At 57.0% G+C, this 22569-nt stretch carries 16 protein-coding genes; 3 read left to right on the top strand and 13 right to left on the bottom strand.

What is annotated here, in order from left to right:
• Window positions 1-533: 533 nt before the first annotated feature.
• On the top strand, window positions 534-1805 hold the full coding sequence (locus DESU86_RS01890; RefSeq protein ID WP_179979498.1) for a competence/damage-inducible protein A: 1272 nt from the start codon (window positions 534-536) through the stop codon (window positions 1803-1805).
• Between the two features lie 329 nt (window positions 1806-2134).
• On the opposite strand, the gene DESU86_RS01885 is transcribed toward DESU86_RS01890, so the two are convergent.
• The 8 genes from DESU86_RS01885 to DESU86_RS01850 form a co-directional block, all read right to left on the bottom strand.
• The gene (locus DESU86_RS01885; RefSeq protein ID WP_179979497.1) at window positions 2135-2809 is read right to left on the bottom strand and encodes a hypothetical protein; all 675 of its coding nucleotides are present in this window, start codon (window positions 2807-2809) and stop codon (window positions 2135-2137) included.
• A 38-nt stretch (window positions 2810-2847) separates the two neighbouring features.
• Window positions 2848-4305, bottom strand: a complete 1458-nt coding sequence (locus DESU86_RS01880; protein ID WP_179979496.1) for an SLC13 family permease — start codon at window positions 4303-4305, stop codon at window positions 2848-2850.
• A 403-nt stretch (window positions 4306-4708) separates the two neighbouring features.
• Window positions 4709-5404, bottom strand: coding sequence for a Crp/Fnr family transcriptional regulator (locus DESU86_RS01875; RefSeq protein WP_179979495.1), 696 nt, complete (start codon window positions 5402-5404; stop codon window positions 4709-4711).
• A gap of 169 nt (window positions 5405-5573) precedes the next feature.
• A complete protein-coding gene (locus DESU86_RS01870) occupies window positions 5574-5903 on the bottom strand; it encodes a 4Fe-4S dicluster domain-containing protein (protein ID WP_179979494.1) in 330 nt (109 codons plus the stop codon).
• 15 nt (window positions 5904-5918) lie between these two features.
• The gene (locus DESU86_RS01865) at window positions 5919-7691 is read right to left on the bottom strand and encodes an adenylyl-sulfate reductase subunit alpha (protein ID WP_179979493.1); all 1773 of its coding nucleotides are present in this window, start codon (window positions 7689-7691) and stop codon (window positions 5919-5921) included.
• A 62-nt stretch (window positions 7692-7753) separates the two neighbouring features.
• Window positions 7754-9163: an SLC13 family permease gene (locus DESU86_RS01860; protein WP_442873475.1), complete on the bottom strand. Its 1410-nt coding sequence runs from the start codon at window positions 9161-9163 to the stop codon at window positions 7754-7756.
• Between the two features lie 598 nt (window positions 9164-9761).
• A complete protein-coding gene (locus tag DESU86_RS01855) occupies window positions 9762-10796 on the bottom strand; it encodes a methyltransferase (RefSeq protein WP_179979491.1) in 1035 nt (344 codons plus the stop codon).
• 276 nt (window positions 10797-11072) lie between these two features.
• Window positions 11073-11486 carry a hypothetical protein gene (locus tag DESU86_RS01850; RefSeq protein WP_179979490.1) on the bottom strand — a complete coding sequence of 138 codons (414 nt, stop codon included), beginning with the start codon at window positions 11484-11486 and terminating at the stop codon, window positions 11073-11075.
• A 14-nt stretch (window positions 11487-11500) separates the two neighbouring features.
• On the opposite strand from DESU86_RS01850, the gene DESU86_RS01845 reads away from it, so the two are divergent.
• Together DESU86_RS01845 and DESU86_RS01840 are read left to right on the top strand one after the other, a co-directional pair.
• Complete coding sequence (locus DESU86_RS01845; protein WP_179979489.1) at window positions 11501-12649, top strand: metallophosphoesterase; 1149 nt, start codon at window positions 11501-11503, stop codon at window positions 12647-12649.
• Window positions 12650-13194: 545 nt separating this feature from the next.
• Window positions 13195-15609: a methyl-accepting chemotaxis protein gene (locus tag DESU86_RS01840; protein WP_179979488.1), complete on the top strand. Its 2415-nt coding sequence runs from the start codon at window positions 13195-13197 to the stop codon at window positions 15607-15609.
• A 368-nt stretch (window positions 15610-15977) separates the two neighbouring features.
• Here DESU86_RS01840 and DESU86_RS01835 read toward each other — a convergent pair whose 3' ends face one another.
• The 5 genes from DESU86_RS01835 to DESU86_RS01815 are packed head-to-tail and all read right to left on the bottom strand — an operon-like array spanning window position 15978 to window position 22507.
• On the bottom strand, window positions 15978-17402 hold the full coding sequence (locus DESU86_RS01835; protein WP_179979487.1) for an NADH-quinone oxidoreductase subunit N: 1425 nt from the start codon (window positions 17400-17402) through the stop codon (window positions 15978-15980).
• Window positions 17403-17429: 27 nt separating this feature from the next.
• Entirely contained in the window at window positions 17430-18953 is a 1524-nt protein-coding gene (locus DESU86_RS01830) for an NADH-quinone oxidoreductase subunit M (RefSeq protein ID WP_179979486.1), read from the bottom strand.
• A gap of 23 nt (window positions 18954-18976) precedes the next feature.
• A complete protein-coding gene (locus tag DESU86_RS01825; protein ID WP_197957527.1) occupies window positions 18977-20773 on the bottom strand; it encodes a Na(+)/H(+) antiporter subunit D in 1797 nt (598 codons plus the stop codon).
• Window positions 20763-21014, bottom strand: coding sequence for a hypothetical protein (locus DESU86_RS01820; RefSeq protein WP_179979485.1), 252 nt, complete (start codon window positions 21012-21014; stop codon window positions 20763-20765). The genes DESU86_RS01825 and DESU86_RS01820 overlap by 11 nt, the downstream gene beginning before the upstream one ends.
• A complete protein-coding gene (locus tag DESU86_RS01815; RefSeq protein WP_179979484.1) occupies window positions 21011-22507 on the bottom strand; it encodes a monovalent cation/H+ antiporter subunit D family protein in 1497 nt (498 codons plus the stop codon). Before DESU86_RS01815 ends, DESU86_RS01820 begins: the two co-directional genes overlap by 4 nt.
• Between the last annotated feature and the right edge of the window lie 62 nt (window positions 22508-22569).

Here is a 22569-nt window from a genome sequence, read left to right as displayed (position 1 = left end):
TGCCGTGCGTGTATTACTTATTGATTTGCTATGTAATAGCATGTCGCAAGCGATTCCCTTTGTCAACACCTGGCTATGGGCAGTACAAGCCCTCTGGCTTTTTGTCAAAAAATAGCCGAGCGCAAGGGTTCGGGTCAGTTTTCGGGCCAGGTTTCGGACCAGGTTTCGGACCAGAATACGGCAGGATACGGCAGGATATGGACCAGGGCTTCGGGCCAGGACGCGTCAGCCTGAGGCGCAGTTGCGTGGCATGCGGGCAAATTTTGTGGCGTCAACACCGTCTGCCAAGGCGCAAGCCCTGTTGCATGGCGTGCGGGCAAGCGCTATCGTGATCTTCCTGCCTCCTTCCGGGGCGGCAAGGCTTTAGAGCATGTTAACTTTGAAAAAGTGTAAATGCTCTAAGGCTGCACGAAAGTGCAGCGCGCCACAACGTGGCGTGGGTTCAGCCGAAAATTATATTTTTCGGCTGAATGAAAACTTTGAAATGTGTAGCATTTCAAAGTTAATCTGCTCTAAGGACGCAAGGAGGCCGCATGAGGGCGGAAATCATTTCAGTGGGTACGGAACTTCTGCTGGGACATACTGTCAACACCGACGCCGCCCACGTGGCCAAGGCGCTTTCAGCGCTGGGTCTGGATCTTTTGCAGGTGCACACGGTGGGGGATAATGGCGGACGGCTTGAATCCGCGCTGCGCGAGGCACTAGGGCGCGCGCAGATCATCATAACCACCGGCGGCCTTGGCCCCACAGATGACGATATGACCAAGGAAACCGTGGCGCAGGTCACGGGGTGCCCCCTTGAAGAAGATGCGGACAGCCTGCGCCGCCTGCGCGACTATTTTGGCGACCGCCCCATATCGGCCAATCAGCTCAAGCAGGCCTACCTGCCGCGCGGTTCCGTGGCCTTTCCCAATGACGCGGGCACTGCCCCCGGCTGCGCCGTGCCAGCGGGCTGCGGGCAATGGGTCATCCTGCTGCCGGGGCCACCGTCCGAGCTTCTGCCCATGCTCGAAAACAGCGTCGTGCCCTTTTTGCAGAACATGACGGATTCGGTCATAGCGTCCTTCATGGTGCGCACCTTTGGTATTGGCGAGGGCACGGCGGCCTTGCGCATTGCCGACCTGACCGAAGGCGTCAACCCCACGGCCGCCCCCTATGCCGGGGACGCGGAAATGTTCGTGCGGGTGACGGCCAAGGCGGCGAGCGCCGAGGCTGCCGAAGCCCTGGCCATGCCAGTGGTCAACGAGGTGCGCGCCCGTCTGGGCGATGTGGTCTATGGCGTCAATGTGACGGGCCTGGAGGCCGTGGTGGTGGAGGGGCTGCGTCTGCGCGGGCAAAGTCTGGCCACGGCGGAATCCTGCACCGGCGGGCTGCTGGCCAAGCGTATCACTGATCAGCCCGGTTCTTCGGAAGTTTTCGGCTACGGCCTGATCACCTACGCCAATGAAGCCAAGACCAGGCTTTTGGGCGTGCCTGAAGAACTGCTGGAGCGGCACGGGGCCGTAAGCCCGGAAGTGGCCCGCAGCATGGCCGCAGGCGTGCGCGAGCGCTATGGGGCGGATTACGGCCTTGGCATAACCGGCGTGGCCGGGCCCGGCGGCGGCACCGAGAGCAAGCCTGTGGGTCTGGTATATGTGGCGCTGAGCCATGGCCAGGATGTATGGCTGCGTGAACTGCGTCCGCATGGGCGCTACCTTGGGCGGGAATGGACGCGGCGTCTGGCTTCAAGCCACGCGCTGGACATGCTGCGCAGGCATCTGGCGGGCCTGGACGTGGAAGCCCTTTGGACCGTGGCAGCCCTCTAGGGCAAAGCAGCGTTGCAGACACGCCCGTTTGGGCGTGTAACAGGGTCGGCAAACCCCGGCGCGATGGCCAATCGGGGTGGACAATCATGGCAGGCAAACAGCCTGACGTCCTTACGACTGATTCCTCTCACGCCGCCGCAAGAGCAGATTCACTTTGAAATTGCTCTGGCGGGATGCGGAGCCGGTTTTTAAAGGCCGGAGCGGCTATGCCGCTCCGGCCTCTGTTTTCTTCTAACACCAGTTCGTTATAAGGCTTTTATGCTGCGCACCGGGGGCAATGGCGCAACCAGAAAGCTCTCGCGCCCCGGGGCGCAGAGCCCTTGGCGGCATCAGGCATTGAGGGATATGTAGCGCTCAATGCTGGCGGTAAAGACAATGCCGCCCCCCGGCTCGCTGAAGACCGGCTGGCTGCCAAGCGCCTGTAAAATGGCGTCTGTCGCGGCGTTCTCACTTATGATGAGAAGAAATTCCTTTTCAGGCGTCAGGCTGATGCCGAAGAATTTCACGTCTTCTTCAGTACCCGTTCCTCTGGCCCCCAGTATGGTGCCGCCACGCGCTCCGGCCTGCCGGGCCACCGCCATGAGCTCTTCAGCCTGTCCGTAATTGATAATGCTGCATATCATGGTGTAGCCGGATTTCATGTCTTCTCCCTCGATGGTATGTAATAAAGGCTCGTTGCTGGCTGTCTGGCTGGCGCGCAGCATGGCCTTGGGCACGTCCAGCACTATGGCTGCGCCCGCACGACATTGGGGGTTTTTCAAAACCCCTTCCACAACGGCCGTAATAACGCTTTCAGCCTCATCCTGCATGAGAATGAGGATAATGTCCTGATCAACGCAACCGGGGCATGAGCCGCAGCCGCAACCGTCTTCATCCAGACAGCGGCCGTGAAGCCTCGTGCCGCCGCGTGCGCCTCCTTCCTTGGAGGCGTCAACGATGGCCATGCCGCAGCCGCATTCGCCAAAGACCACAAGCAGCTTGGCGGACATAAACTGTATATTCATCGGTATGTTCTCCACATATCTGGGCCAGGATCGGGCGGCTACAGGAAAAAGTAGATGCAAATGGCTCCGGTGGCAGTCATGGTCACGGTATAGGGAAAGGCCAGTTTGACCATCCGCATGTACGAGAGCTTGATGAGCGGAGCCAGCGAAGACGTGAGCAAAAAGAGAAAAGCCGCCTGGCCGTTGGGCGTCGCCACAGCGGGAATGTTGGTGCCCATATTCACCACCACGGCGATTTTATCGTACCACTCGCTGGAGAACAGGCCAGCCGTATGGGCTTTGTCCATTTCAGTAATAAAGACAGAGGCGATGAAGACGTTGTCGCTGACGAACGACAGTGTGCCGTTGACCAGATACAGCGCCAGCAACTGGGGTTTGCCCTGGAACTGGAAGACCCATTCCACAAGCGGCGTCACCAGATGCTGGTCATGCACCACCGAAAGAATGCCAAAAAAGATGATGATAAGGCAGACAAAGGGCATGGCGTTGTTGAAGGCCTCGGAAAAGTCGTGCTCCTTGGTTTTGCCCGTCATGGCCGAAAGCAGGATGATCAGCGTGAGGCCGAGCAGGCCGATTTCGGCCACGTGAAGGGCCAGGGCCAAAATCAGCAGTATGCCCACCACGCATTGGGTGATGTGAAGAAAGCGCGTCTGGTCTGAAAGCTGGCGCGCTTTTTTGGCGGCGTCCTTGACAATAAGCTCGCGGATGGGCTCCGGCAGCTGGTATCCGAAACCGGGAAAGCGAAAGATTTCAAGCAGGGGGCAGAGGGTAAAGCCCACAATGGCCACAGGCACGGCGATGACGGCGTTGTGCATAAAAAATTCCGCGAATGACCAATTCATCATGGTGCCGATCATGAGGTTTTGCGGTTCGCCCACAATGGTCATGGTGCCGCCAAGGGCTGTCCCCAGAGCGCCGTGCATGATGATGTTGCGCAAAAAACCGCAGAATTCTTCAACTTCCGGGGCTTCTTTGCCGTTGGTGGGGGTAAAGGCTCCGGCCACCTTGCGAAAAATGGCGTAAAAATTGAAGCAGACGGCAATAATGATGGCCATGAGTGTCAGGGCGTCCAGAAAGGCGGAAAGCGTGGCGCTGGCAATGCAGAATGCCAGTGACAGCCAGTGTTTTTTCCGGATGGCGATAAACAACCGGGTAAAAACGACAAAAACCACGTCTTTCAGATAGTAGATGCCCGCCACCATAAAGATGAGCAAAAGCAGCGTGGGCAGGTTGGTGGCCACTTCCTTGTATACGGCGTCGGGCGTGGTCATGCCGATGATGATGGCCTCCAGGGCCAGCAGACCGCCTGCGGGAATGGGGTAGCACTTCAGCGCCAGCGAAAGAATAAAGATAAACTGGAGCAGCAGCAGCCAGCCCGTTAGAAATGGGCCGACTACAATATTGAGAACAGGGTTGGCCACCAGAAAGGCCAGCACCGTATATTTGTACCAGAGTGGCGATTTGCCTAGAAAGCTGCTGAAAAAAACATGCTGCATAGTCGTCTCCCTGTACCGCTCAGAATTTAATGGAAAGAAAATCGCGAGATACTGGCTGTGTAGCAGGAAATGCAGCCCTGGCGCAACCTCTGGCAGCGCTGCGAGCTGATTTTGTCCCGTGAGGAATAACTGCCACACGGTGACAAAAAAGAGGCCGGATGGATGGGTTTGGAGAAGGCAACAGGCTGGGTTTATAGAAAATAGCTTTTTAAATCAGATTGTTATTGAAATGCTTCAAATTTCAATTCATCATTTTTCTGGAAGGGCGATTTTGGTAGAAGACACGCCATGTTGCGCAGCACGAAACGTGCGTGCGACGTAGGATCATTTGACTTTATAAAAAGTCAACATGCTATATTACTTTGAAAAATGGGTGGATCGGCGCGAGAAGATTGGCCGGAGATCAAAGAAGATTGTGGTCAAGCCTGTAGATCATCTCAATGGGGTTGAGCAGCACAATCTTTCTGCCGTTGCCCACGATAAGACCGTCCATGCGAAAGCGCTGCAAGGTGGCGCTTACCGTGGGCTGAGTCGAACCTACCATGGAGGCCATCTGTTCCTGAGGAATGTTCAGTGGGATTTCACAGGGCTTGTCCCAGTCTTCGGTGGTGCGCAGCGTGTCGTAGGCCAGTGAAATAAGCAGGCTTGCCAGGCGGTTGGCCACGTCATCATTTTGTCTGCGCACCATATCGCCCATATAGCGCAACCTGCGCCCCAGCAAGGTAATGACGCGACGTGCCAGCGGATAATGATCACGCAGCAGGGTTTCAAAGCTTTGCTGGCCGATGGAATACAGCACAGAAGGACTTGCAGTTTGCGCGCCTGCCTTGCGCGGAGAACTGTTCAGCACTTCCGAAAGGCCAAAAAATTCCCCCCGCATACGCAAGGAAAATGTCATCTCTTTGCCAAAACCAGCCGTACCAAAGATGCGAACCAGGCCGGATTCAATATAAAAACACGTATCTCCGGCATCACCCTCCAAAAAAACGGTTTCGTTCTTGGGCAATTCCAGACGGTGGGCGTTTTCCAAAAAAATGCTTTTTACATCGTCAATCCCTCTGAAAAAATCTTCTTTTTCGAGGTGCCAGAATGTGTTCATACCGTGATCCTTGCTGCAACCACTTTTGTTATAGCCTGGGCCGCAAGGTCGAAACTCCTGTGACCCAAGGCCCTTCCCTTTCCACCGCGGAGCATGGAGTTCGCGGTGGAAAGAGGTTACGCCCGCCGTTCGGCAGATGCGGCGGGCGTAGGTTGAAGTAATATCCGTTTTAGGCCTTGTCCAGTCGGTTCACGTAACGGTAGGTCTGTTCCTGCCCATAGATGTCGCGGCATTTCCAGATAATGAAGTTGGACCCCATTATGGGTTTCAATGAAGCTTTGAAGTAGCCGAGCTGATAGGGCATCTTGATTTCAAGCGCGCCGGATGGGCAAGCCTTGATGCAGGACATGCAGTCCCAGCAGTCGCGGGGGTTGCGCAGAAAAGCCTTGCCGGTGCCCTGATCAAGGGCCATGAGGTTGCCGGGGCACGCCTCTTCGCAATGGGTTTCTTCGCGCCCTTTACAGCCATTGCATTTATGTACGTCAATTTTTGGCGGCATGTTCGTTCTCCTGCATTAGGGCTTGTACCTGTCGCCAGGCAGCAGTTGCTCGTAGGGACGGGTAAATGTGACTATTTCTCCGGTGTCTGCATCCCGGCGTGATTCCACAAAGCAGTCGAAGTTGGCGTCATCACGTTCCGGGTAGTCCGATCGTGTCTGCCAGCCAGCCCAGCGAGTTTCCCTGCGGGCCTTGAGGTGATGCACCACGGCTTCGGCCACATCCACACGGTCCATGGTTTCGCTGGCCTGCATCAGTTCGTGCAGATCCTGCGCGCGCAGATGGCAGAACTGGCTTTGCAGCATCTTGATATGCCTGAGGGCGTAGTCCAGTTGTTGCTCGTTGGTGCGGTAAAACTGGCTGGAGCCGCCAGCATATTCGTCCATGAGCCTTTGCAGGCGTTCCTTCATTTCCACCGGACGAATGCCTTCGGCTTCACGCGTCAGCAGCGGGGCATAGACCCGTTCTTTTTCGCGCTCAATCTGCGCTGCGTCAGGGGCTGGCGCGTCCACGGCAGCCATAAAGGCCAGGGCTCCGCGCGCGGCCAGTTTTCCTTCGGCGCAGCAACCGCCCACAAACTTGTTGGGGTTACCGCCTGCGGTTTCACCCGCCGCGAACAGGCCGGGCAGGGTGGTCATGCGCTCCATGTCTACCCAGTAGCCGCCCCCGGTGTGACCGCCAAGGATGTAGGGGTCGGAACCGAAAATTTCGATGGGTTCCTTGCTGGGGTCCTGCCCCCGGCTGGCGAGAAAGAGCACAAATGAAGGGCGTTCGTTCAGGTAGTCTTCCATCATGGCCTTGGTTTTTTCAGGCGTCATGTGGGTGGTGTCGCAGTAGCAGGGGCCGCGTCCGGCGAGCCATTCTTCCATGGGGGCGTTGGCGCGGATGTACCGGGGTGCCGCGTCGCCGCCCAGGCTTGCGTAACGGCTCATGACGCGCTCGCCGTGCGAGTTGATGATGGGCGCGCCATAGCCCACGGAAATGGTGTCCACGGGGCCGCAAAAATCCTTGGTGCGTGTGGCGACCCAGCGTTGCTCAAGGCTCGTGAGCTCGGCACCCTGCCTGAAACCCATAGCATAGCCTGATCCGACGCAGTAAGGACACATCCATATCTGCGAACCGCTGTCTGTGGAGTCTGCAGTGTAGGATTTGTAAAGCGTGCCTGCGCCGCCTGTGCTGACAACCGTGGCCTTGGCGCGGAAAACATAAAACCTGCCGTCGCGAACGCCAAAGCCAGTGGCTCCCACGCAGCGGCCATCCTGCATCAGCAGGCTTGTGGCCGCTACCCGGTTGTAGACGTCAGCGCCGCTTTCAAGAGCCTTTTCAGCCATGATGGGCTTCAGTTGCTCACCGTGGATGGAGATGTCCCACTTGCCGCGATAGCGAATCTTTCCGTCTTCGTCCCGCAGGATGGGGAGGCCCCAGCGTTCAAGATCATCCACGCATTCATTAAGCTCTTCAGCATTGGAGAGCGCCAGATCTTCACGCAAGGGGCCGCCGCCCACCTGCGAGCGACTCCAGCGAACGAGATCCTCGGGCGTCTTGCCTTCGGGGATGTAGGTGTTGATGGCGTCCATTCCTGCGGAGCAGGCTCCAGAGCGCATAATATCCGCTTTTTCCACAATGACGGTTTTTATTTGCGGGTTGAGCCGTGCGGCTTCGGTGGCCACAAAGCACCCGGCGTTGCCGCCGCCTATGATCAGAAGGTCGGCTGTGACCTCAACGGTTTCAATGTCGGCCAGGCTTGCGGGCCGAAAATCAACCGTATGACCTGTTTTCATACGTGCCATGGTTTCCTCTCAGAAGAAGGGTTATGAATTCCTGAAATATGCAACTGTCTGTGTTGGTTTTTCTAGAAGGGCCAGGGCGCGGAGGGATTCCACACCGGAAGCCCCAGAAGCGCATACCAGGGGGCCATGACGCAAACGCCGTAAGCAATGGCGATGAGCACGGCGACCCAACCGGCCTTGGCGTAGTCAGCGGTAGAGAATGTTTCGGTGCTGTGAGCAATGACGGCTGCGGTGATCTGGGTGGGCAACAGGTATGCGAAGGTGTCGGTATCGCAAACCAACATGGTGAAGGCCACGGGGTGCAGCCCCAGTTTGGGCGCCATGGCAAAAACCACCGGGGCCAGCATGGCCACTGCCGCCACGTTGGACAACATGCCTAACCGAATGACGTGTGTTCCGGCCATCATCACCAGCAGGGTCTGCCACCAGTTCAGGCCAACAACCATGGCATGGATATGATCGGCCAGCCATTGTGCCACACCCGCCTGAGTCATGGCTGTGGTCATGGTCATTGCGCCGCCCAGCAGAAGAAATGTGCCCCAGATGGTTTTTTGCTGCACGGCACGCCACGAACAGGGCATGATGCCGGGAGCAAAGAGCAGCAGCATGCCCAACAGGCCTATAACGCCCAGCGGCTGCCTGTGCAGTTCGCAGATAAAGCTGCCCTTGCCCGTAACAAACATGAAGCCCACCAGAAGAAAGATGCCAAGAAGCACCTTTTCGGGAGCGGTCATGGGGCCGAGGTCACGATAGCTTTTTTCGAGCGTGGCTGCGCCGCCCGCAATGGACACCTTTGCGGTCTTGAAATGGTACTTGATCCAGAAACTGGTGAGCGCGAACATGCCAAGGTAGGGAAACTGAAGCAGCATCCAGTTCAGAAAGTTCAGGTCCTGGTAGCCATTTTTTTCAAAAATGCCCACCAGAATCATGTTCGGCAGGTGGGCCGTCATTATGAACATACCGCAGATCATCGATCCGTAGACCAGCGACTGGATCACAATGGCCTTTTTGGCAGCCCGGTCTTCAGGGGTATCGCCCAGCAGGTTGCATATACCCTGCACCACGGGCAACAGGGTGGCGGCACGAGCATTGGCCGCAGGAACAAGAAAGCCAAGAATGATGTTGACGAAAAACATGCCCCAGATGACCCGGCCAACGGATGACGCCTTGAAGCGCGCCAGAATGCCCAGCGCAATGCGTCGGTCCAGCCCTATAAGCTGCATGACGGCGGCGACCATAAAGGCGAACAGGCACAGCCAGATGACGTGGTTTGTAAAGCCGGCAAAAATGACGGCCATGGGCGGTTTGCCGTTGGTCCAGGGCAGTGCCCTGGTAATCAGCAGCATGGTGGGAATGGAAATGCCGGTTATGCCTGCGGGCATGGCCTCGCTGACCCACATGATGCTGGCCCAGACGACAATGCCGAGAACGGCCATCCCGTCAGGCGTGAGGCCAGGAAACGGTTCAAGCACTCCCCAGAAAAGAACGAATGCCAACCACGCTATGGCAAAGCCTGTAAAGGCCCTACAGGGGGTGTTTCCAGATTTACGAACATTTTCACAAAGGTAGGCAAATACTGGCAGTCGTGATGCACAAAAATCCTGATTCATAGCTCACCCTTTCTTGTACGTGCGCAAAATACGTTTGATTGCGAATGCTAGGCGGGGTGAAGTTTTGATTCCATCATCTGGATGATAATTTGAGAAAAAAATCATTTTTATCCGCCTGCGCTTCATGCTCTGCTTTCGGGCGAGGAGGCGCAAAGAACGGCAATAAAACAGGCCCGGAACATATTTATCCGGGCCTTGGCATTGGTAACTCAATGTGTCTAAAGGTTTTATTGCACAGCACATCCGGTGTTGCCGCGCATGGGGCAAGCCGCGCAGACAGACTGTGCAGATGCGCCTTTGCGGCGGGCGTCTGCTCCCGCATCCGCCAGAGCAATTTCAAAACCGAAATGCTCTGGCACGATGCCAACAGCCAGCAAAAGTTTTAGGGGGTGGGGGCGTGGGGGAGGGACCCTTTTGCAAAAGGGTCCCTCCCCCACAAAGCTGCTCAACGTAATTAACACTAACCAGGTTTTTTCGCGGTGACCACGGCGGACATGCTGGGCACGTCAACGGCGTGGACAACCTGGGTGAAGCCTGCCAGTTCGAGGTCTTCCCTGATTTCTTCATAGGTGTAGACCATGCCGTCCCGGGTATTCACAAGCATGTTTATGCCAAAAAGGGCGCCGTCAATCGGGGAGGTGCGGTCCTGGCGCATGACGTAGTCCCGAACGCCCACAATGCCGCCAGGTTTCAGCGCGTCCAGGGCCTTGGCGTAGAGCATGCGGCTTTTTTCGCGGTTCATCTGGTGGATTATGGCGCTTATCCAGGCAAAATCGAAACCTGAGGGCAGGGCGTCCTTTGAAAAGTCGCATTCGATCAGACTGACGCGCGACTCAAGGCTTGTGCCCGTAAAACGGTTTTTGGCCTGCGCAATGGCCACAGGCAGGTCGATGATGGTGGCGGTGCTTTCCGGCAAGTTTTTGAGAAAGGCTTCAGTATAGGTGCCCGATGCGCCGCCGATGTCCAGAATCCGCAGGCCCTTGCTTGTAAAGGACAGAACCCCGGCACTGAACAGCGATGCTACGGCCTTGTCCACCAGCCTGACGGCGATGGAATTCATGGCCATGATGAACGATACCCTGTCCTGTTCCACGCCGAGAATACTGGGGATTTTATCCTGCGGTTTACCGTCGCGCACGGCCCACGCAAGGCGCGCCCACGAGCGCTGCAGACCGGCCATGTGCCGCATCATTGGAATAAATGTTGATGGGTGGCGGCTATCCAGAAAGCTTTTGTATTCTTCTGCCACGGAATACCGGGCTGCGGCCCCTGTTCCTGCTTTGGCGAAATAGCCCAGGGCTGCAAGCGCGTCCAGCAGGGCCTCGACGCCCCGTTCATCGCACGCGCACAGCCGGGCAAGCTCGGCAGCGCCAAGGCTGTTGCCGTTGCTGAGGATGACTGTGCCAAGATCAAGTTCGGCCAGGGCCCCAAGAACGCTGGAGCGCATGAAGCCTGTCATTTCTTGGCTGAGATGGTCAAAAGGCGCTGTGCCCATAACGGTTCTCCTGAAAGGTGTTGCGATTGCCGTCATGCCGCCTGGGGCGGCACCAGAAGAGATTTCATGCGAAACCGCTCTGGCTGCTGCGCGAGCAGGGAATGCAGCGCCCCTGCAAACAGAGCAGACATTTCAGGGCATCATACCCGTACCAGACCGTCGTGCCAACCATGCTTTTGGCGTACGCGCAGAGGCCGGCGACGGAAGTGCCCGTTGTTTTTCAACAGCCGCCCACCTGATTTTTTGCACGGGTAATCATATATGATGGTGTAGTCATTATATTAACAGGCAGTTGGTCCTTGGCGTATCCGCTTCTGGAGGGTTGCCAGGGGGGGGAGCGTCAGGCGCAGTGATGTGCCTTTGGCGAAAAAATGTGGCGTAATGGACATAAGAAAAATCATGAATACTTTCTGACATCGCGTAATAGTATATCCATCTGCCCGGCGCGTTCGGATACTCTGTCGTCTGTTGTCTGATGGGAAAATCAGCGTCATGCTGCGTTGCCACCGGCAAGCCGGCACAAACCCTGCCGGTGTGAAAAAGAAATACATTTCTGGTGAAAGTGATTCCACAGCCGGGGTAAAGTTGTGTAAAACCGGGCAGGCAAAAGTCGTGCGCGGTGTTTTGGCCACGCCAGGTGGCTGATCTGCCTAAAGCTCCTGCTTCTACAAAAGCAGTTTTATTGACCATACAGGAAATCAAGCATGTTCATACATTTGATGGGCGGGGTCGTCTTCATATATCTGGCGGCCCGGCTTTTGCTGCCCCTGCGGGCAGGTTGGAAAATCAAAGCCGCACTGGCCGCGCTGCTGCTTTTCATCACACAGCAACACTTTATCAACCGCATGGCCTTTGGGGGGCTGGCGTCTCCTGAAATTCCCCCCTTTCTGCTGCTGGCGCAGGGCTGGTGCTTTCTCTTGCTGGTGCTGTTGCTGGTGTTCACGCTTTTGCGCGATCTGGTCTGCATCATTGGCTGGCTTGCCCGAAAAATTCGTGGCGGCGCAAAGCCCGCCGCCCCACAGCCCGCCTTTTCGTCGGGCAGACGGCAGGCCATAATGGTGACTCTTGCCGCAGGCACGGCCTTCTGGGGCCTGCGTGAAGCCGTTGGCGTGCCAGAGGTGCGGAATGTTGAAATGCTTGTGCCTCGTCTCCCCAAGGCTCTGGACGGGCTGAGCATCGTACAGATCAGCGATATGCACGTAAGCCCGCTTTTGCAGAGCGTCTGGGTGGACGCCCTGGTGGATCGCGTCAATGCCCTGAAGCCGGATCTGATTCTGTTCACAGGGGATATGGTTGACGGCAGCCCTGCAGCCAGGGCTGCGGACGTGGCTCCCTTGCGGCGGCTGCGGGCGAACTACGGCATTTGGGGTTCAGTGGGCAACCACGAGTATTACAGCAATTTTCCCGGCTGGATGAAGGCCTTTCCAGCCCTGGGCATGCGCATGCTGCTGAACCAGCACGCGGTGCTGCACATCCAGGAGCATCCGCTGGTTCTCGCCGGTGTTACGGATGTGGCTGCGGAGCGCCTTGGCCTGCCTGGGCCGGATCTGCCTGCGGCGCTTCAGGGTGCGCCCGAAGACGCTGTGCGCGTCCTTATGGAGCACAGGCCCGCCAACGCGCCTGCAAACGCCCGACGCGGCATTGATGTGCAGCTTTCAGGGCACACCCACGGGGGGCAGATACTGGGCCTGAACGCCTTGGTGGCGCAGTTCAACGGCGGCTATCTGTACGGTCGGTACACGGCTGACGCGCTGAGCATGTACGTTACCTCCGGAGCGGGGGTATGGAACGGATTTCCCGTGCGTCTTGGCGTGCCGTCGGAGATTCCCAGGATAATTTTACGCAGCGCCTGACGCCCGGTCGCAATGCACAATGCCGACGCGGCGCGGGCGATGCTGTTTAGGAGCCTCAAGCATTGCGTTTTTCAACGTTGGGTGCAGTGGTAAGAATACTGTAAAAATATATGGTTAGAGACTAAAAATACCATACTTTGTAGGGGGCGGCGTCAAAAATTGGCGCTGCCCCTATTCTTTTTTACCGTAAAACCGAAAATACGTTATAGATTATTAGTTGCAATGGGGACAGTTTTTGATAATAAGAAGTTAGGGATAACGGCCGCACAGTAGCGCCAACCTTACCCCTTGCCCCGCTGTTTTCTTTGTCCGCCCTCGTCACAAGAGGCAACAAGGCGGACGTAATTCCTGCCACTATCGCAGTTTGAAACAGGCAATCATCCACGTATACGCATATGTCCTCTGTATAGATTAATAAATATACCTTGCTATGGCCAAGATATACTGACGGCCAGCTTTGCGGAAAAAGGCACGATTGTCGCCAGCCAAAGTTATGTAGCAGCCCCGCAGGCAAATGCATCTTCAACCTCCCTATGGATGCCAGCATGACAACCAAGTACAGAATAATTATCGGATTCGCTTTTATGGTATTGTTGCTTGTCTCTATGGCATTCTTCGGCCATAGAAACATCGGCATGTCTTCGGCGAACTTTGAGGAATACCAAAAAGTTGCGCAGTTGAGTGTACTGTGCAGCGAAGCTTCCAGCGCGCTCAATGCAATAACGTCCGATGTTTTTCGGTTTCAGCACGATACAAGGAACAAGAACGCCATCAAGGTGGCTCATGATTCCGTAAAAGCTCTGATCTCGCAGGGCAGACGTTCTGAGGCGCTGGTTGAGAGCGCCGAACGTACCGGGTTTCTCAAAAAACTGCTTGCGGCCGCGCAAAATCTTGATGGGCAGATTGATGTGGTTACAAATAGCCTGACAGGAGCCAACGAGCTGTTTGACAAAGATGTGCAACCCGCCATGCGAGCCATGGTTGAAGACATGCGCGTTTTGGGGCAAAGGCTGCATGATGCCGGCACCGCTGAAGCCCTTGCGGGTCTGGTCCAGGCCTGGCCCTATCTGGCCTCCGCCCAGGGCAGCTTTGAGCGTTTTGCAGGCTCGCGTGATATGGAAGAAGGTAAAAAAGCCCGTGGCTCTCTGGAATCTCTGAAGGGGAGCATGGAAAAGATAGCGCCATACCTTTTCACGCAGGAGAGCCGCGACCTCTATGCCCATCTTGCGAAAAGCAGGGACGCCATAAGCGTAAGCCTCGCCAAGCTGGAAAAAATGTTTGAACAGGGCAATACCGGCATGTCCAGCCTGTTTGCAGAAATAGCCAAGGGCCGCGAGGCGCTTGTGGCGCTCAATGACAGCGTGACAGCGGAACTGACCCCCCTTGGGCCGCAGATACTGAATGAAAATCGGAACGCCCAGCAGTACATGCTGATCACAAGCATTGCTGGCATCTTTTTTGGCGCAGTGCTTGCGGCAGGTATAGTTATTGGCTTTGTACGCCTGCTTACCGATCTTTCAGGCTACGCAAGCGCACTGGCGCACGGCGATTTCTCCCGCCAACTGAAAACACGCGAAAAAGGCGAAATCGGCAGAATGGTCGGAGCCATGAAGATGGTCCCCTTGGCCCTCAACAGAATTCTTGAGGAATACAAGTGGCTGGAACGTAAGGTCGAAGAAGGCTATCTGAGTTCTGAAGGCGATGCGGGCAAGTTCGAGGGTGAATTTGCGGTGCTTGTTCGTGGCACAAACAATATTCTTAATCGTTTTCACACGGTTCTGGAAAACATCCCTTCGCCCGTCATTGTGCTGAACAAGGACCTCAAGGCATCGTACATCAATAAAATCGCCCGTAAACTGGTTGGGGATAATTGGCAGGGCATGACCTGCTATGAAATGTTCCACCGTGACGATTACGGCACCGAGCGCTGCGGTCTCACCACATCCGTGAATACCAAGGCTCCGGCCAGCGGCGAAACCAAGGCCCATCCGCAGGGCCATACCATGGATGTGGCGTACACTGCCATTCCCATGCTTGACGAGCAGGGCAACATCACTTCCGTCATGCAGCTTTTGACCGACCTTACCGAAATCAAAACCCAGCAGCGGACCATGCTTGAGGTCGCCAATCATGCCTCAAACATATCCGACCGGCTTGCGGCTGCTTCTGAAGAGCTTTCAACCCAGGTGGGTGAAATCTCTCGCGGCGCCGAAATTCAGCGCACCCGTGTGGAATCCACGGCCAGCGCCATGGCGGAAATGAACTCCACCGTTCTGGAAGTTGCGCGAAACGCGGCTCAGGCCGCCGACCAGAGCCAGAACTCGCGGCACAAGGCCGAGGACGGTTCCGGCCTGGTCAACAGGGTTGTCCAGTCCATCAATGCCGTGAACAACGTGGCGCACACCCTGCAAGACAATATGAGCGAACTGGGAGGCCAGGCGGAAAATATCGGCAGCATCATGGGCGTTATTTCCGATATTGCCGATCAGACCAACCTGCTTGCCCTCAATGCGGCCATCGAGGCCGCCCGCGCTGGTGATGCGGGCAGGGGATTTGCGGTGGTTGCCGACGAGGTGCGCAAGCTGGCGGAAAAAACCATGAGCGCCACACTGGAAGTAAGCGCCGCCATCACCGCGATTCAGGCTTCGGCCCGCACCAATATCGACGAGGTGCACAGCGCCGTGCAAAGCGTGACAGAAGCAACGGGGCTGGCCAACGCTTCCGGCGCTGCCCTTGATGAAATAGTGACGCTGGCGTCGGACAACTCCACTGTGGTAAGTTCCATTGCTGCGGCGGCGGAAGAGCAAAGCGCCGCGTCAGAGGAAATCAGCCGGGCCATTGAAGAAATCAACCGCATTGTCGGCGAAACCTCCGAAGGCATCGTGCAGTCTTCCGTGGCCTTGCAGGAGCTGTCGCAAATGGCCCAGGAACTGCGAACCACCATGGAAGAACTGCGGTAACGGCTGGACGGGCAGGGCTGGTATTTTGAAATATTTTGTAGAGGAATGAATGCGTTGTGGGGGAGGGACCCTTTTGCAAAAGGGTCTCCTCCCCCTCGCCCCCACCCCCTAAAACTCTTGTTATAGGGCATAGTAAATGCTCGAAGGGTTGAGTCTGTTTGCAAAGGCACTCTGCCCCAAGATGACAGACCGGGGGCCTTGCAGCGCTAGAACGCCTGCAAGGCCCCCGGTCTGTCGTATGAGCCACTCATGGAAATTTTGTCGCCATTGAAATCGGGAATGTCAGGTGATTTTGCTTGAAAAACGCCTGTACAACACAGTGTGAAACCCCAGTCCCCCGTTTTGAAACCCCGCGTTTGCCCGAGATCTTACCAGGCGGCCTGCATGGCCTTGACCGCCATGTCCACCACGGTTTCAGGCATAATGCCCAGCGCGAGCGTTATGGCCACAAGACAGACGCCAGCAACGCGGGTTCCGGCCGTCGTCACAGGAACGTCCGCCGCATTGGCTTCGTCCTCGGCGTACACGGCGCGAACCACCTGCAGGTAATAATAGATGCCAATGGCCGTATTGATGGCCGCGATGACCACCAGCAGCACATAGCCGGACTTGTACGCGCTCGTGAGCAGCATGAACTTGCCCATAAAGCCCGCAAAAGGCGGAATGCCCGCCAGGGCGAACATGCTCACGGTCATGATGAAGGCCAGCAGGGGCGAACGGCGGGAAAGTCCGTTGAGATTCTTGACGGTCACATTGCCGCCGTTGGGAGCCACGGTGTACAGCACCAGAAAGGCCGCCAGCATCATGAAGAGATAGCCGATGCCGTAGTACAGGGCAGTGGCGAAGCCCCAGGCTTTGAGGGTGACCATGCCCAGCAGGATGTACCCCGCATGGGCTATACCCGAAAAACCGAGCATGCGTTTGACGTCTTTTTGCACAAGGGCCGTCAGGTTGCCATAAAACATCGAACACACGGAAAGCACGGTGAGCAGGGTTGGCAAGGCTATGGAATCCGGAGCCGCCAGCGCGCAGAACCGTGCCAGAACAGCCACAGCCGCCACCTTGGGCAGAGCGGAAATAAAGGCCGTGGTTTCGTTGGACGCGCCTTGGTAAACATCGGGCGTCCAGAAGTGGAAAGGAAATACCGCCAGCTTGAAGAACATGCCGCACAGCAGCATGACCAGCGCCATGACGCCCACGGGCTGGGAGGAAACCGTGTGCAGCACGGGCAGTATGCCGGACATGTAGGTGGTTCCGGTCAGGCCGAATATCCAGCTTATGCCAAACAGCATGATACCCGAACTGGCAACACCGAAGAACAGATATTTGACGGCCGCCTCCACATGCCACGTCTGCCCGTCAGTCGCGGAGCGCATGGGCACGAGAAGGTAGAGGGAGTAGGACGACAGTTCCAGCGCGATAAACAGGGTCACAAGCTCGACGCTGCTGACAAGCAGGGTCAGCCCCAGCAGTGCCGTCAGTAAAAAGAGGTAGTATTCGGCCTTTACGTCGTCATCAATGCCCTTGACCTCACCCCCGAAGAACAGCATGAGGCAAAAGCCGAGGCCCATGGCGCATTTTACCATCTGTGAAAAAAGATCCACACGGTATGCGTCGTAAAAAAGGCTGCCCTTGAGCGGCAACGTCCATATGGCGGCCAGGGTGTAGGCCAGGGCGGCGCAGAGTATTGAAACGCGCATGGCGTTTTTTCCAGCCTTGCCGATGGTCATGCAGAAAGCCGCAAGGCAGCCTGCCAGAAGGGCCAACTCAGGAAGAAAAAGGTGTATGTTCATGCGTGCGCCTTGTCTCGAAGTTTCGTGTCAGCGGGCGAAAAATTCCGCCAGAGCCTGCGTTTGGGGGGCGTGGTAGCCCGTCTGTACCAGAAGGTGGGTAAGGCTCGGGCGCATGACGCGCAGAAAAGGCTCGGGAGCCAGGCCAATCCAGAAAACAAAGACCATCAGGGGAGCCAGGGTCACGGTTTCACGCCAGCCCAGATCCCACAGCTTTGACTGGTCGGGATTGTGGGTGCCGCCCCATATGACCCTTTGCAGCATGCGCAGCATGTAGGCTGCGGCAAGCACCGCGCCGGGTATGGCGCAGGCGGCCACAATCTTGTTGTTGAAGAAGGCCCCGGCCAGAATCAGGAACTCGCCCACAAAGCTGTTGGTGCCGGGGAAGGCTAGTGACGAAAGAGAAAAAATCGTCAGATAGGTCACGTAGATGGGCATAAACCGACCAAGCCCGGCCGCCGCTGAAAGCTCGCGGCTGTGGTTGCGCTCATAGATCATGCCCACGCACAAGAACAAGGCCCCAGTGGTGATGCCGTGATTGATCATCTGCAATAACGCGCCTTCCAGCCCACGCGCGTCAAGGGCGAATATTCCCAGCGTCACAAAACCCATGTGGCCCACACTGGAATAGGCAATGAGCTTTTTCATGTCCTGCTGGGCCAGGGCGGTAAAACCGCCGTAGAGAATACCCGCGATGGAAAGCCATTGCAGGGCGGGCATCAGGCTTACCGTGGCGGTGGGCGTGATGGGCAGGCAAAAGCGCATAAAGCCGTAGGTGCCCATTTTAAGCAGGACAGAGGCCAGAATGACGGAGCCTGCCGTGGGCGCTTCCACGTGGGCTGCCGGCAGCCATGTGTGAAAGGGAAACATGGGCACCTTGATGGCAAAGGCCACAAAGAAAGCCAGAAAAATCAGCAACTGGAAGTTGGCCGCGTATTGCTGCCCCATAAGGGTGGGAATGCTGAAGGTTCCCTCGTGTATGTACAGGGCCACAATGGCCACCAGCAGAAAAACCGAACCCGCAAGGGTGTAGAGAAAGAACTTGATGGAGGCGTAGGTCTTGCGCGGCCCTCCCCATACGGCGATGAGCAGGAACATGGGGATGAGCATGGCTTCCCAGAAAATATAGAAGAGCACAAGGTCAAGGGCCATGAACACGCCCAGCATGGACGTCTCCATAATAAGCAGGCAGATCATGAACTCCTTGACCCGGCTCTGGATGTACTTCCACGATCCCAGAACGCACAGGGGCATGATGAGCGTGGTCATGAGCACCAGCAGCAGGGATATGCCGTCCACCCCAAGCGTGTAGTTGATGTTGAAAGACGCGATCCACGAATGGTGTTCGGCGAACTGGTACTGCGCCGACGCCAGGGAAAAGTCGCAAAAAAGCGGGAGCGACAGCGCGCCGTTGACCAAGGTAATCAACAAGGCCCATATTTTCGCCTGTTTTTCACTGCCAAGCAAAGGCACAATGGCGGCCCCCGCCAACGGCAGGAATATCAGCACGGAAAGAATGGGAAAACCTGAAGTGTTCATGCTCAGAAATTGCATGGCTGCCATCTCCTCTGGTGGGCTCAGGCCAAGGCCAGGAACGCGAGTGCAAAGGCCATCAGGACGGCCATATAGGTGATGCTGATCTGCAACCTGCCGCGCTGCACGAGCCGCAGTTTGCCGCCCAGCGCCCGCACGCCGCGGGCAGTGCCGTCAACCACGGTATCAATGACGTGCCAATCAAACCATGACCAGAAGCGGGCCGTCCGCATGAGCGGCACAATGCCTTCCTTGTTCCAGGCTTCGCCCACCGCCGTGTCGGCCGTTTGTACGGGCTTGCGCGCAAGCCAGTAAAAAAGCCTTCCACCCTTGCGGTAAAACCAGTCCAGATCCAGGCTGATGGTGGGTTCCGGCGAAAGCTTTTTGAGCAGCAAAAAGAAGCCCAAAGCCGTAAACAGCAGGATCTGAAGGGTTTCCGCCACATGGTAGGCAGTGTAGGGGTGGTATGTGGCCGCAGCCTGCGGGAAGGGCAGCATGTCGTAGAGATACGGGGTGTAGCAGCCCACAAAGATGCACAGGGCAGCGGCCATGAACATGGCCAGCTGCATGTTCTTGGGCGGATCGCCCGCGCGCTGCCACGTCTTTTTTGAGCAGTTGTTTTTGCCGAACCAGATAAAGTAGGGAACCTTGAGCCCGGTGTGCAGGAATGTACCAGCAGAGGCCAGCGTGAGCAGGAACGCTGCCCAGTAATTATGCACTTCGTACCCGGCGGCCACTATCATGGCCTTGCTCACAAAACCGCTGAACAGGGGGAAGGCGGAGATGGAAAGGCCGCCAATAAGGGTATAGAGGAAGGTTTTGGGCATTTTTTTGTACAGCCCGCCAAGCTCCGTGAACTTGCTGGTTCCGGTCATCTGCAGCACCGCGCCGCAACCCATGAAGAGCAATCCCTTGTAGAGAATATGGGCAAAGGCGTGGGCGCACGCGCCGTTGATGGCCAGTTGCGTGCCTATGCCCACACCGGCCACCATGTAGCCCACCTGGCTGATGATGTGGTAGGCCAGCAGCCGCCGTGCGTCGTTTTCGAGCACGGCGTAAACCACGCCGTACAGAGCCATGATGACGCCGAGCGGCACCAGAATTTCCATGCCCGCAAAGCCTCTTGCCAAGGCGTATACGGCTGTCTTGGTGGTAAAGGCGCACATGAACACCGCGCCGGCCACCGTGGCTTCGCCATAAGCGTCAGGCAGCCAGGCGTGCAGCGGCGGCACGGCCGCGTTGAGCAGGAATCCGGCCAGGATGAGCCAGGTGTAAAGCTGCGGTGAATCCACGCCAATGGGGCCGAAGGACATGTCGCCGCCTGTGGCCTTGTAGCGCAGCACAATGCCCGCCAGCAGCATGAGGCCGCCAGCCGTATGCACCAGCAGGTATCTGTAGCCCGTGGCCAGCGATTCCTTGCGGCGGCGGAACCAGACCAGAAATACCGACGAAAAGGCCATGATCTCCCAGAAAAGGAAGAGCGTCAGGTAGTCGCCGCAGAAGATGACCCCCAGTGAGCCCGCCACGTAAACCCAGGCAGCGGACTGCTCCAACGGGTTTTCCACATGCAGCCCGTAGACCGTGCCGATAATGCACATGAGCGACATGATGTAGGCAAAGACCATGCTCAGGGCGTCCACCCTGCCGAATATCATGGTGGCGTCCATAAAGCGCAGGCTTCCGAACACGCCATTGTGACCCTGCATGCTCACCACGTCCGCAAAGGCCAGCAGGGGCACCATAACCAGGAAGATCTTGCGCCACGCCTTGGGCAGACAGGGCAGAATGACGGCTCCAGCCAGCAGGATGGCCGAGGGATGAATCCAGGTATCAATCATCATAGTAGTCCTCGCGGGTCATGATGCCCAGATGGCCGAACCATTTGGAGACAATGATGATGAGCACGCAGGCCAGAAAGCCGAATCCGGCCCAGAATCCGGGTATCCGCTCCACCAGCGTGTGCGCGTCACTCTTGTCGACCAGCAGGGCGTCCCACAGCACCAGCAGTACCAGCACGGCAAGGCACGCCGTGATAGTGGCAGCGAGCCTGTCACGAAAGAAATCAATGAGTTTTACGATCATCCTGTCACCGCCTTCACAAAAACCATGATGATGTCGGGATAGATGCCTAGAATAACGGATATGGCCGCCGCGACGAGGATGGGAATAACCATGGCCATCGGAGCTTCGCGCATGCCGGTTTCAGGCTCTCCCTCCGGGCGCTTGCCGAAAAAGGCTTTGAAGGTCACGGGCGCAAAGTAGGCCACGTTGAGCAGGGTACTGGCCAGCAGCACAAGCAGAATGCCCATGGCGTGCGTGGGCATTTCCATTGCCCCGGTCAGCAGCTTCCATTTGGTCACAAAGCCCGCCACTGGCGGCGCGCCAATCATTGAAAGCGAGGCCACGCCAAACGCGGCAAAAGTGATGGGCATGGAGCGGCCAAGACCGCTCATTTCGGAAATGCACTTCTTGTGGGTGGCCACGTAAACTGCGCCAGCACAGAAGAAGAGCGTGATCTTGGCGAAGGCGTGGTTGGCCATGTGCACCACACCGCCCTGTATGCCGTCCACGGTGAGCAGGGCCACACCCAGTATGATGTAGGAAAGCTGGCTCACAGTGGAGTAGGCCAGGCGGGCCTTGAGGTTGTCCTTGCTCAGGGCAATGATTGAAGCCATCAGAATGGTAAAGGAAACAAAGTAGGCTGTGGGTATGCCCAGGTTGAGCCTGGTCATGAGGTCGGTGCCAAAGACATAGAGCATGACCCGCGTGGTGCAGAACACGCCCACCGTGACCACTGCCACGGCGTGCAGCAGGGCGGAAACCGGCGTGGGGGCCACCATTGCGCCCGGCAGCCAGTTGTGGAAGGGCATGATGCCGTTTTTGGCAAAGCCCAGCAGGCAGCAGACATAAAGAATGGTCACGAGCGTCGTGTTTATTTCAGGGGCAAGAACGCTCAAATGGCTGTTGTGGGTGAAGTCCAGCGTGCCGGTGAGCACGTAGATGAGTATCATGGCAGGAAGCACAAGACCCTTGGCCGTGGTGGTCAGGTAAACGATGTACTTGCGCCCGCCGCTGTAGCTTTCTTCATCCTGATGGTGGGCCACCAGAGGGTAGGTGCAGATGCTCACCACCTCATAGAACAGGTAGAGCGTAAAAAGGTTGTCCGCAAAGGCCACGCCCATGGCCCCAAAAAGTGTCAGGGCAAAACAGGCGTTAAAGCGCGTCTGGGCGTGTTCTTCCAGGCTGCGCATGTAGCCTGCCGAATAGAAGATGGTGATGACCCACAGGAATGAACCCACCAGGGCAAAGACCATTGAAAAGGCGTCGGCGCGAAAACTCACCGAAAGGCCGGGGAGTATGGGGAAGAGCGTCTGGTGCAGCGTAAGGCCGCGCCCCACGGGTTGCGGGGCCACATCCGGCACCATTGAAAGGATAATGCCGAACATGACCAGCGCCGCTACCAGCGACCAGGACTCACGCACGTTGGGGGACCGTCTGGAAAGCATGACCATGCAGGCCCCTATAAGGGCCGAAAGCACGGCTGCCAGCGGTTTTACGGATGCAACAATCTCCATCTGTTCCTCTCCTGTTCGTCGGAGCGCGGGATTGCGGTACGGAACCGAAAATTCCGTTCAGC

The organism is Desulfovibrio sp. 86, assembly GCF_902702915.1.
Classification (GTDB): domain Bacteria; phylum Desulfobacterota; class Desulfovibrionia; order Desulfovibrionales; family Desulfovibrionaceae; genus Desulfovibrio.
Note: the sequence above shows the minus strand (reverse complement) of the source record. Positions and strands in the feature narration are given on the sequence as shown.